Genomic DNA, 12493 nt, shown 5'->3' on the forward strand with positions numbered 1-12493 from the left:
ACATAGGGAAGCGCGATGACCGACCCTGTTCGCAAGATACTGATTGTCGGCGGAGGCTCTGCAGGCTGGATGGCAGCCGCTTATCTGTCGCGTGCGCTCTCCGACACCGTGGCGATCGAACTCGTCGAAAGCGAAGCGGTCGGCACGGTCGGTGTCGGCGAGGCAACAATCCCGCCCATTCGCGAATTCAACCGCCTGGCTGGGATCGACGAGTTCGAGTTCGTCAGGGCCACCGATGCCACCTTCAAGGTCGGTATCGAGTTCGAAAACTGGGGCGTGCCGGGCGATCGATACCTCCACGCCTTTGGACATGTCGGCCAGGAACTCGATGCGATGGTGCGCCTCCATCACTGGTGGCTGCTGGGCAAGGATGCGGGTGGGCCGGACTATCCGCAGTGGCAGGAGCTGTTCCTTGGCCGGGCCGCCGCCGATCGCGACCGCTTTGCCATCGACCAGCGCCCGGGCAGCGAACTTTCCCGACTGCTCCCCCACGCCTATCACTTCGATTCCCTCAGTTATGGGCAGTATCTGCGCAAGGTCGCGGAGAGCCGCGGTGTAGAGCGGACCGAGGGAAAGATTGTCGCCGTCCACCGCGCTTCCGACACGGGGGAAGTCACAGGAGTCGGCCTGGATGGCGGCGCCACCCTTGATGCCGACTTCTTCATCGACTGTTCCGGTTTCCGCAGCCTCGTTTTGGGCGAGGCGATGGAAGTGCCCTTTGACGACTGGAGTCATTGGCTGCCTGCAGACCGCGCGCTCGTCGTGCAGACCGAAAACGTGGGCGAAACGATATCTCCGATGACCCGGGCCATCGCCCACAGCGTTGGCTGGCAATGGCGCATCCCGCTTCGCAGCAGGACCGGCAACGGCCACGTCTTTTCAAGCGCGTTCTCGAGCGAGGACGAGGCGACTGAGCGCCTGCTGGCGACCGTATCGGGCGATCTGCGCGGCGACCCGCGCCTGATCAAATTCCGGACCGGCAGGCGGCAGGAAGCCTGGGCAGGCAATGTCGTCGGGATCGGCCTTGCCGCCGGCTTCCTGGAGCCGCTGGAATCGACCAGTATCCATCTGGTCCAGGCCAGCCTCGAACGCTTGGTAGAGCTTTTCCCGACCAAGGCGATCGACCCTGTCCTGCGCGGCCGCTTCAATGCGCAAACGCAGCAGGAATGGGAGCAAGTCCGGGACTTCGTGATCGCGCACTATGCGGTGACGCAGCGCGACGACAGCGAGTTCTGGCGTCATTGCCGAACGATGGAATTGCCCGATACCCTTTCGACGATCCTCGAACTTTGGCGTTCGCACGGAAGCGTGGCCATCGACGGAGGTCATCTCTTCCAGCTCGGGTCGTGGACCTCGCTGCTGCTGGGACAGAATCTCGAACCGTCCCGCCCTCATCCGGCAACGGCGCGTGCGCAGCCGCAACCGATCGCGGACCGGATCGCCCATATCGCCAGCTCGCTGCGCAAAAGCGCCGAGGGACTGCCCGATCACAGAGAGTTCCTGGCCCGCATGGCCGGGGCATCGTCATAGGCCCCGGTCACGTCAGGCAAGCAATCGCCTTACGATGGCAGGAAAATGGCCTTTGCGTTGACGAACTCCTTCATGCCGAAGCCGCCATGTTCGCGGCCATAACCTGAATCCTTGACCCCGCCGAAAGGCATGTTCGGGTCTGCCGCCCCGAACGAGTTGATGCGCACCATTCCGGTGTCGAAATGATCGCGGGCCAGGCGGATCGCCTTGTCCTCATCCTTGGTGAAGATACCGCCGCCAAGGCCATAGCGGCTGTCATTGGCGATACGCATCGCGTCCTCGTCATCCTTGGCACGAATGATGGAGGCGACGGGGCCGAAGAGTTCGTCGTCATAGGCCGGAGTGCCCGGCTTGCAATCGGCGAGCACCGTAGCGGGATAGTAGCATCCTTGCGCGTCCTTGTCCGGATCGCCGCCGCACAGCAGGGTCGCCCCTCCATCGAGGCTCTTGCCGACCTGCTCGACCAGCGTATCGAATTGCTCTTCGCTCGACACCGGGCCTAGCTGGGTGTCCTCGTCAAAGGGATCGCCCATCTTTACCGATTTCATGCTTTCGACGAATGCCGATACGAAATCGTCATAGACGGCGTCGGTCACCACGAACCTCTTGGCCGACACGCAGGTTTCGCCATTGTTATACAGCCTGCCCTGGACGCAGGTTTTCACTGCCAGATCGATGTCGGCATCTTCGAGGACGAGGTAAGCGTCGTTCGAACCGAGCTCCAGAACCGTCTTCTTGAGGTTCTTGGCCGCCAGTTCGCCGATATGGCTGCCTGCGCCATCGCTGCCGGTCATGGTCACGGCGCGGACCAGATCATGTTCGATGATCTTGTCAGATACATCGTGGCCGACAAGGATCACGTCGAACAGGCCCTTGGGCAGTCCGGCTTCGAGACACAGGTCGCGCAGCAACAGGCCGCTGCCGGTGCAGATCGATGCGTGTTTCAGGACGACGGCGTTTCCGGCCATGATGTTCGCCGCCAGCACCCGCATGGGCTGGTAGACCGGGAAATTCCACGGCTGCACGCTGTAGATCACGCCGATTGGGGAGTAGGTGACGATGCCGCGCTTCTTGCCGCCACTGTGCTGGCGTTCCTCATCGGCGAGCGCCTCCGGACCGTTGTCGGCCGTGTATTCGCAAATGCGGGCGCAAATCTCGATTTCGGTTTTCCCGTCTTTGTAGAGCTTGCCCATTTCCTTGGTCATGAGCTCGGAAAACTTGTCCGCATTGTCTCTCAGGACCTCGGCGATCTTGCGCAGATATGGCGCGCGTTCCTCGTGGGACTTCTTGCGCCAGTCCAGAAACGCCTCATGCGCAGCCTCGACGATCCCGAACGCCTCTCTTTCGCTCATCAGGTCATAGGTCTGCAGATTTTCCCCGGTCGCAGGGTTCTTGGTCTGGATGGTACTCATGGGAGGGACTTTCTGGTCGTTGGGCAAGCGCTCGTGGGCGTCGCTCGCGAGGTTGGACTTCACGTGGCCAACGGTGACGGCACTGCCGTGTTCCGAGGCCGCCCTGCGACTGTCGGTCCCGAGACGATTGGAGGTTGGCTGGGCTCAGCCTTGGAACGGCGAACTCTTCCAACCCGGCTTCCAGACGGTGACGCATTGCGTGAAGCCGATCTCACGCAATTCAATGAAAAGACTTGGAAGGGCGTTTATGCGGTGGGATTTGCCGCCATGACGAAACGCTCGCTGCACGAACGCGCATCAATGGTTGCGAATGCTTGACGTTGCACTTCGGTCAGGGTGTCTGGATCTGCCACTGTTTGATTATTGGCTTGAGCGCCGGACACCGCAGCCATGGCCAAAATAAGATGGACAAAAGCCTGCCGAGCGCGTCCCTTCATTATTGTCAGCCTTGAAACTATGATCCTTGCACTTTCGACGGCGTAACATAACAGAGGTGAAAATAAATCATGACCACCAAACCCGTCATGAAGTACGAATATTACCTCCTCGGCAACTCCGTCCCGATCCGTGTGGTCTTTGACGAGGAGCACCGGCGGATCGGCGCCGAAGTACCGGCGTACGAAACGCGGGATCTGAGTAAGGACGCGACCTATCTTTCCCGCCTCGACAACAGCTTCGAGGTCGAAGCCATAACACTCGAGCAATTCGACCGGCATTGCGAGCGGGTTTGGGATGCGCGAGGCCTGAAGGCATGACAACGCGCTTTTTCCTCATGGAGAGCTTTCTCCCCATCGAAGCCGTTTATGACGAGCAGTCCCCCATCCCCGAGTTATCAGGCTCCGGTCGAGAAATCTCTCGCAGCGCGGTTCAGGGAAGTCCCGGAAACGGCTATCCGTGACCTCTTCATGCTATTCGACCTTATAGCGCACCCTAATTGAAAAGCTCCCGCCGCCGGAGAAAGCCCCGCTGGGCACCACGCGGAAATCGGTAATTGCCTGGTCGCAGCCGTCCGCGTCGGCGGTCGGGGTATAGGCGAATGTCGCGGCATTATCGTTTGAAAATGCGATGCTATCCGTGGCCGACGCCAGACTGCTGAAGGTATAGCTGACGTTCGAACTGCCTGCGCCGAAGATCACCGGACCGCCAGTCCTGGAGACAAGGCACATTTTTGCATCCGCGGGGCCGTCGTCGGTTACAACCACGCTGTTGGCATCGGTCGCTACGCCACCGCTATTCGTCACTGTAATCAGATATTCGATGATCGCGCCGGGGATAGCCTTCGGGTTCGAAACATCGTTGATCGGGTCGGAAATCACCGAGCTGACCTTCGTTACCGACAAGGTCGTCGACGGATTGCACACCGTAATGTCGTGGAGGCCGATGCCCTGTTGTCCGGGATCGACCGGGGCGCTGGCTGCATTGCCGTAAGTCAGGACGATCGTGTCCACCGCCTGATTAAAGGTCACGACGACGTTGCCGAGCGCCTGATCCGAATTCGACGCGCCGGTTCCGGTGGCGGTGTTGCCGGACACAGTGTTGACGTTGCCGTTGGTAAGGATCGGATTGACTGTAGTGCCGGAATTCCTGCCCGTGACCTGAACACGATCGGTGAACTGGCCCGATGCGAAATCGACGTCATAGATCGAGAACTGCACCCCGCTGAACGCGCGGGGGAGCGTGATGGTCACCTGCACCACACCGCTGCGGTTCGGCTGATCGGCCAAAACCGTGAGGCTGTTCTGCGCAGGCTGCAATCCGCCGGTAAATACATTGGCAACGGTAGGGGATTGCCCTCCGAAGGCAGCGTTATTGATGTAGGCTCCATTGTTGGTCAGCTGGAACCTGACATTCCCGAAGGCTGAGAAAGCGTAGGAATTGTCCACGCTTCCCGGCGTCCAAGTGGTTATGCGATCCCAGTCGAAAACCGAACTTCCCGCGGGACATGAGAGTGTCGGCGGGATGCCAGGCGGATTGCCGCTCTGCACGACGAAGCTGAAAGAAGCGTAGTCGTCTTCGGTGGTCACGCCGTTGTTCACTGTCGAATCCGGATCGTTGGCGCTGCTAACCGTTATCTGGGCTGTATTGGTTATCGTGGTGCCTGCCGCCGATGAGACGGTGCCCGTGATCGTCAGGCTGACGCTGTTGCCCGGCGCTAGCGAACCGACCGACCAGTCCCCTGTTGCGGAATTGAAGCTCCCCGTCCCGCTGGAGGAGACGAAACTGAAACCCGCCGGCAAAGTGTCGCGCACGACGATACCTGTTGGCGTTTGGGTGGAAGTGACGCTGTTCGAAACCGTCAGCCGCCAAGTAGCCGTTCCCCCCTGGACAGGAGGCGATCCCACGAGCGCCTTGCTAAGGGAAAGGTCTGCTCCAGGCCCCTGGTAGGTCAGGTCGGAGAGGCCGAGATACTGGTTCCCCGGATCGCCCGTGCCCGTGTAACTGTAGTAGACGACGCGGATCCGGCGTACCGCCTGCTCGCCGAATGCGAACGAGATGGTACCGTCGCTTGCAAACTGGTCCGATGCTCCGACGCCGCGCCAGCCATTGACGGTCGCGTCATTGGTCCGCGCGACGGAGCTGCCGATGGACCAGAAAGCGGGATTGCTCGCAGCGTTGGACATCACGCCCGCAGTGTCATCGTCGTAATAGACTTCGATCGCATCGACGTAATTGCCGGCGTCGATATCATCCAAGGAGAACCGCAGGTTGCCGACCGCACGGCTCAGCGTGATGGTGACGGTTATCTTGTCACCCGGATCGTACGACGCATTGTTGAAGCCGACGAACAAGGGCGACTGCCCATTCCCGATCTGTCCCGCGAAATAGCTGACGTAATCGGTTGCAAACGCAGGCGTGAACGAGCCCGATCCATTCAGCGTCACACCCCAGTCTACGGTAGCAGTCGTGCCATCCGAGCCCGCCACAGTGGTGCCGCTCGGCAGGGATGTCAGCGAAACCGCGTTCGCATTCGCCCAATCCACAGTCGCATCCTGTGCACTGGCGGTCGCTGGCATGAGAATGGCGACAACAAGCGCCAGCCAAGCCATGGCGATCATGCGGAAAGATTTCGCGGCAGTCCAAACCATGCCTTCGACATAGGCAGACATGGTAAACAGTGTGTTTACCGAACCGGATTTGCCGGGGCTCATCGCGCGTCCCTCCCAAGGCCGAGGCCGCGGAAGGTGTTGGCATCGAATTTTATCCGAACGGCTGCGTAGAGACCTTGCTCGGAATTGCGCGCGGCGGAGAAATCGGCGTCGCGAAAGCCGTCGACATTATAGCCGACCGTAAGCAGTACGTCGTCCGCCGGGGTGAACCCGACTTGGGGACCATAGGAGAAGCTGTAAACTTCATCATCAAGATTTGCCCGGACCGTTGCGGTGGCACCGATTTCGAAACGATCGGTGATGCCGAAACGCGCACCAGCTCCTGCAAGGAGGGTCGTCCCCGAAAACTCCGTGCCTTCGAACTGGTCGAAATTGTACCGGCCACCTAGGAACAGGGTGTATTCGTCGCGGCGCGTCTCGTGCTCTATGCCGCCTTCGTCCAAGTCAGTGCCGCGCGGCGACCAATTGGTGGACCAGCTGGCGACCAGGCGTCGCGAAACGGCATCGCCGTCGACTGTAAGCGCTGTCCGGCCCGCCGCGCCGGCCTGGCCCGCAATCGCGCCCGTGACCCGGTCGCTGCGATACTCGAGCTTGCCCAGCATCGCCACTTCCGAGGCGGCAGGACGATGCGCAAACGCGACGCCCGCGTCGATAACTTCGGTCGTGGCGCCGCCTTCGGTCTCGGCACGTGTCCACGTGGCGCCCGAGCCGACGATGCTGCCTTCTCCCAACTGGCGGATTGCGCCAAAAGTGGCTCCGGCGCGGTCTGCTTCTTCACCATCCCGGTATTCGCCGCGAGCGGTCACACTCCAGCGATCCTTGCGCCAAGCGGCACCCAGCGTCAGCGCTGTGAAATCTTCGAACAGGGCCTTGCCGGTCAACTGGCCGCCACTGGCGACAGGTTGTGCGGCATTGATGACATCGGCAGTATCGGGCGAACCGCCCAGAGTGCGGTTGCCGTCGATCGTCGCATCGAGCGTCAGTTCCTTGCTGATCTGCAAACTCTGCGAAAGCCCGTAGGCGGCAAAGGTGCGATTGCCGAACTCGTTGATGCTTTCCTGGCCCAGCGTCGTCACGATCTGGCCACCCTGCCACGGCGTAAATTCGATGCCGCCGCGCAGCTGGCGGGCGCTGACGTTATCGCCATCGGCAATCTCGTAAGTTCCTACCAAGCGGACATCCGGCGTGATCGCATAACGCAGACCGAGGCGGTGACGCGCGGGCAGGTCGACGCTTTCCGCATCGTCGAGCGCGATTGCGCTGGCGGCGCTCAATTCGAGCTTGTTGTTCAGCAGCCGCTGCGTGACACCGCCTTCCAGCAGCGTCGAGCTATTGGTCGAGCCATCACTGAGCCGGTCGTTGAAGTGCGAAAGGCCGAGGCGGAAGTCAGTGTTCTGGCGAGTCAGATTGAGCTGGGTCTGGACGGCCCGGCGGCGAGTGTCGTCGGTGAGGCTGTTGTCCTGCCAGACGCTTCCGAGAATGCTGAGGTGTTCGGCCAGCAGCACGCGCCCATCCACGCCGACCTTGCGGCGGCCAAGCTCCGCCCCGTTCTGCTGGCCTATGCCGTAATCGGCATCGAGCTGGCGGGCGTAAGCGAGCAGGTCGATATTCTTGGTCTGGTGCTGGGCCTCGACCAGCCAACCGGTGGCGGTTTCGCCCTCTCTGCGGCTCACGGCGATCTCGCCGCGCACTTCGGTGGAGTTTCCGATCCGTGCGCGCACATCGACAGCCCCGATCTCGGTGCGGGCTCCGTCGCCCTTGTCGCTGATGACCGTCGCGCCGAAGCGGACATCGCCGTCATCGGTGCTCCAATCCGCGCGAACACCGGCATTGAGTTCCGCCTCGCCCAGGCCATCCGTTTCGTATTCCACGACAATGAATTGCGGATTGAGGTTCTCGTCGCGGCTGAGAACAGGGCGCGCGAAGCTGATCGTCCCGGACAGCAGGTCGATGTCGTAGTCGATAAAGCGCGTCAGCACTTGCGACGACACGATCAGCTCGGAACGGAAGCGGTCGCGGGTTTCGATGGTCACCCGCTCGCTGTTGGCGAGGATCCGGCGGCTGCCGAGCTGGTACGGCCCGGAGATGCCCTGCCCCTGAATTTCTTCGCGCTGCAGGCGACTGGAAATCTCTGCAGCAAAGCCCTGCGCCTTCACCTGCCCAAAGCGCGCCTCGCCCTTCACGCCGGTGGCGGTGCGATTGTAGCGTGCCAGCCTGGTTTGATCGAAACCGGTCTCGAAATCACCGTAGAGCGCGTAAAAAGTCGAAGTCTCGATGCGGACATAGAGCTTTTCGCGGCTGGCGGCATCGAACCGGCGGAGCGAACCGTCGGCGAAGACGGTGTAATAGGCTTGCGGATCGATAGTCCCCAGCACGCGCTGGTCTTCGCGCTGCTTGGCACTGTCGTAAGCCAGGGTGACGAGATATTTTCCGAGCACCCGGCCCTTGGCATAAAGCGCGACCCGGGCATCGTCGCCGAGATCGCTGTCGAAGCGTCCGGTGCGTTCCATGTTATCGGCGACCGAACGCGCCCCGACCGTACCCTCTACGAGGCCGATCACCGTCCACTCGATATCGCCGGGTTCGATCCATGCTTCCACTTCCTGGCGACGCGCGATCTCGCCGTCGTCGAAAACGAAATCGAGTTGCAGCGACCCGCTCACCATCGTCGGAGCGAGTTCGATGAGAGCGATGCCTTCGGTGCCGGTGACGGTCCAGCGCGCAGAACTGGGCGCAAGGCCGGTGAGCTGGTTGAGCTGCTGGCGATCGAGCTGTTCGGCGCTTTCGTACGGAGCGCTCAACTGGAAATTGCCGGAAACCCCTTCGCGCAGGGGCTTGTCGTTGCGGTCGAGAACGCGAATGGCGACTACCGGCCGAGTGCGTCCATCGGCAACCAGATTGGAAAGCTCGGGAACAAGCTCGACCCGGGTCGGCGTAGTGGTGAAAAAGACTTCGCGGGTAAACGCCTTCGTCGGCTCGCCGAACGAATTGATTACTTCAGCGGTCAGGATGGATTTCTCGTTGAGGAGCGGGACGCCGCGCCAGGTGCTGACGGCGAAACCGCCCCGCTCGGGAGTAAGCGTGCCATCGAAGGCGAGCGGATTTACCGGTTCGCCGTCGATCTTGAGATTGATGGTCTGGCCGCGGCGGTGACGCACGGCGACGCGAATAGCGGGAGCGCGCGGATTGGCATCGATACCCGGCGTCAGAAAACCGTCTTCTCCGTCACCCAGGGCAATCCAATCGGTGTTGGGTGCGAGGCTTTTCGGCGCGCTGGCTGCATTCGCGACCGGCAGGAGGACACCCTGCTGCACCAGTTCGTCGGCGCCTGTTTCCAGAACCGTATCGGACGCGATGGCTTCGATCGCACGCGCGCCTGCGCCTTCGGGTCGTGTTTCCGCGAACTTGGCGACGTCCTCCAGGGCGCCTTCGGGGACGATCGCGTGGAAATCTGCGACCTGGAGACTACCGCCCTGCCCGATAACGAAGCGGGAATTCGCGCTGCCGGCATTGCGAGTGCCACGATGGCAGTCGACGAGCTCCGCGCCTTCAGGCAGCGTCATCTGCGACACCTGCACGACGTGCGTGCCCGGGACGACGCCTTCGAAATGATAGCGGCCGTCGGCATCGGTTATCGCATAGCTGCCGTCTTCCATCATCACACGCACGCCGGGGATGCCCGGGCGCGGATCGTCCAGATCCTCGAGCCGGGTACATGGACCGGCCGTGATGCGCCCGATGATGGTCAGACGGTCGGCGATGGTTTCGCGTTCGATGTCGATTACGGCGCTTGCCCGCGCAGCACGGCCGAGAGAATCGATCGCGAGCGCATCGTTCAGCGCACGGCCCGGTGCTGCATCGGGGCGCACGGTCATGGCATAGGTTACCCGGCGGGTTGCACCGCCGGCAATATCGCCCAAAGCGATCGTCAGCTTGCTGCCATCGGGCGCGATGGTGATCCGGTCGGCAGCCTCCTCGCCGTCGATGCGGATCGTGTCGGGGCGAAGCCTCAGCTCCGGCGCTGGCGTGTCGGTCAGGATGACCGCGCGCTTCACCCGGCTCGGGTCGGCATTGCGAGCCGTAACCGTGTAGAACACGACATCGCCGGGCACCACGCGCTGGCGCGATGCCGTCTTGGTCAAACCGATCTCGAGGCTGGGCCTGTCGAGAGGGATGTCGACCTGTACCGGTACGGGAGTATCGAGTGCGAAAGGCGCACCATACGACGAATCGCTGATGAGGAAGCTGCCGCCATCGGGACGCGTAAGCCGTGCGAGATCTTCGGGCGATACAGCCGAAGGAGCGGTATAGGGCTCGGGCGGCACGATCTCGATGCGATAGCGTCCAAGGAAGGTTAGCGGGAACCAGTATTGGCCCGGCCCCAGTTCAACGACATTGCCGGCGCCGTCAGTTACGGGCTGGCCGGATATGACCGTCGAAGGCCACGGGGTCACGCCATCTTCGGCGAATACCGTTGCCGGCAGTCCGGTGACGTCATCGATCAGCGTCACGCGAGCACCATTGACGGGCTCGCCTGTTTCACTGTCGAAAACCACGCCAAACGGATCGGCCAGCACGTCAACGGTGGTGCTGGCGATCGTGGTGTCACCGCCGGGCGTGAAAGCGGTGATTTCGATGGTGCTGCCGTCGGAAAGGCTGAGGCGGCAATCGTCGCGAGTTGGTGCAGGTGCAATACGAACCGTTCCGATCCGCCCGACAAATACACCGGTATCAGGCCCCGTCTCGTAAATGGTCTGCCGTTCGCGATCGCCGCTGGACGAGGTTATTACGACATCGAGAGTATCGATCGCTGCAGGATCGCGGTTCGCCGATCGCGCGACGACATCGAAGAGCAGCGGCTGGCCGACGCGTATGATACTGGTCTCGTCAGCCTCCAATTGATTTCTGCCATCCCTTCCGCCGCTCGTGTCCGAATTCCCGGCAAGTGGCCTCTGCTCGCCCGCAACGGCGCAGACAGGCGCCTGGAAATCGAGATCGAAGCTTCCCCCCGGAGCGGGACGGAACGTCCGGATCTCGGGAGCCGGTGCAGCAACATCGAACGTCACCGTGTTGGACGCCGTTTCCCGTTCCCGGCCCGCGAATTGCCAGCTGGCGGTTGCGGTGTTGGAAATGGTCCGGGCAGGTTCTGCCACGACCTGTGCGAATACCCCCTCCGCGAGCAGGACCAAAGGCAGCAGTACCGCGAGGAGTACTGCTGCCATCTGCCCGAGAGAGGGGGTGGAACGCAAAGGTTTGCTTCCGGCGTGGTTAGTTGATGGTCACGCGGAAGTAGAGCGAACGCGTCGCGCCCGCTGCGATGTCGCTCAGATTGCCGAGCACCTGGTTTTCACCAGCATCGCCGGTCCCGGCACCGTAGGTTCCGCCTGCCGAACCGTCGGCGTTGCAGCTCGCAACCGGTTCTGCGCCCGAACTGTCGATCGTTGCGGTCCCATCGACAAAAATGCCGAAGGCCGACAGGTAAGTCACATCGAAGGGCAGGTCGTCGGTCACGGCGATATTGGTCGCGGTGGCACTGCCGGTCGCGTTGGAGACTGCGATGCAGTACTGGATCGTCGCGCCCGGGATCGCTTTCGGATTGGTCGTACCGTTTACCGGGTCGCTGATAATGCTGCTCGACTTGACGACCGTGACATTCGCACCGGACACCGCAAAGGTGCCTTCGTCGGAGAACGCGCCGTCATTGTCGATTTCCTCGCCGGTACCGCCGTTACCGTCGGCGAGTACGGTGTCGATGCCCGCAGTATTTGCGCCGGCAGTCGCGTCGATATTCGTACCAAGGCTACCAATAGTCCCGCTTTCATGCGCATCGGCCACAAGGGCGACGTCGAATGTGTCGGTGTTGACGGCATCGAGCGTGATATCGGCGACAACCAGAACTGCGATCGTCTCGTCCCCGGTTCCATCGTCTGCGAGAACTTCGTCGAGGTAATTAATCGGACCTGCGGCAAGTTCATCGGCATCGAGTACACCGTTGCCGTTGTCGTCGAGGTAAATCTCGAAGTTCTCGATGTTGGCGCCGGCCCCTGCAGTCAGGACGGCCGTCAGATCGAGGTCGACAGTGGCGTTCGACAGGTTGGTGACGTCGAATGCCAAGGCGACATTCTCTTCGCCAGGCGACACGGAAACGGGCGTCGCGCCAGTGAAGTTGACGTTCACATCGATCTTGCGGTCGACCGTGAACGTGTCGCTATCGGTCACGGCCACCTGGTCGACGCCGCCGACCCGGTAATCAACCGTCACATTGTTGGTGATCGAACTTCCGGCGGTGGTCCCTTGGGCCATTGCCGGGGCGCTGGAAAGTGCAATAAGCGCAGCCGAGCTTACCGCACCCAGCAACTGGGAGGTAGGTTTCATTGAAGTGTCCTCTGCGTTTGCCCCGCGCTACACACACCGCCCGCGAGACCTGGCGGCTATCCTTCGCTT

The 12493-nt window shown here is 61.7% G+C and carries 8 protein-coding genes; 3 read left to right on the forward strand and 5 right to left on the reverse strand.

Annotated elements, in window-relative coordinates:
* The first annotated feature begins 15 nt into the window (after positions 1–15).
* Positions 16–1530 carry a tryptophan halogenase family protein gene (locus tag LCM24_RS01550; RefSeq protein ID WP_224802460.1) on the forward strand — a complete coding sequence of 505 codons (1515 nt, stop codon included), beginning with the start codon at positions 16–18 and terminating at the stop codon, positions 1528–1530.
* Positions 1531–1559: 29 nt separating this feature from the next.
* On the opposite strand, the gene LCM24_RS01555 is transcribed toward LCM24_RS01550, so the two are convergent.
* A complete protein-coding gene (locus LCM24_RS01555) occupies positions 1560–2942 on the reverse strand; it encodes an NAD-dependent succinate-semialdehyde dehydrogenase (RefSeq protein WP_224802461.1) in 1383 nt (460 codons plus the stop codon).
* Between the two features lie 245 nt (positions 2943–3187).
* Positions 3188–3379: a hypothetical protein gene (locus tag LCM24_RS01560; protein WP_224802462.1), complete on the reverse strand. Its 192-nt coding sequence runs from the start codon at positions 3377–3379 to the stop codon at positions 3188–3190.
* A 69-nt stretch (positions 3380–3448) separates the two neighbouring features.
* On the opposite strand from LCM24_RS01560, the gene LCM24_RS01565 reads away from it, so the two are divergent.
* Together LCM24_RS01565 and LCM24_RS01570 are read left to right on the forward strand one after the other, a co-directional pair.
* Entirely contained in the window at positions 3449–3697 is a 249-nt protein-coding gene (locus tag LCM24_RS01565; RefSeq protein WP_224802463.1) for a hypothetical protein, read from the forward strand.
* Entirely contained in the window at positions 3694–3840 is a 147-nt protein-coding gene (locus LCM24_RS01570) for a hypothetical protein (RefSeq protein ID WP_224802464.1), read from the forward strand. The genes LCM24_RS01565 and LCM24_RS01570 overlap by 4 nt, the downstream gene beginning before the upstream one ends.
* Before the next feature lie 10 nt (positions 3841–3850).
* Here LCM24_RS01570 and LCM24_RS01575 read toward each other — a convergent pair whose 3' ends face one another.
* Genes LCM24_RS01575 through LCM24_RS01585 form a run of 3 tightly spaced genes read right to left on the reverse strand, consistent with a single transcriptional unit; the run spans position 3851 to position 12424 of the window.
* The gene (locus LCM24_RS01575; RefSeq protein ID WP_224802465.1) at positions 3851–6091 is read right to left on the reverse strand and encodes a DUF11 domain-containing protein; all 2241 of its coding nucleotides are present in this window, start codon (positions 6089–6091) and stop codon (positions 3851–3853) included.
* Entirely contained in the window at positions 6088–11271 is a 5184-nt protein-coding gene (locus LCM24_RS01580) for a DUF11 domain-containing protein (protein ID WP_224802466.1), read from the reverse strand. The genes LCM24_RS01575 and LCM24_RS01580 overlap by 4 nt, the downstream gene beginning before the upstream one ends.
* Before the next feature lie 46 nt (positions 11272–11317).
* Positions 11318–12424: a DUF11 domain-containing protein gene (locus tag LCM24_RS01585; protein ID WP_224802467.1), complete on the reverse strand. Its 1107-nt coding sequence runs from the start codon at positions 12422–12424 to the stop codon at positions 11318–11320.
* Positions 12425–12493 lie beyond the last annotated feature (69 nt).

Origin of the sequence: Qipengyuania aquimaris (assembly GCF_020171965.1) — a bacterium.
In the GTDB taxonomy this organism is placed as follows: Bacteria; Pseudomonadota; Alphaproteobacteria; order Sphingomonadales; family Sphingomonadaceae; genus Qipengyuania; species Qipengyuania aquimaris_A.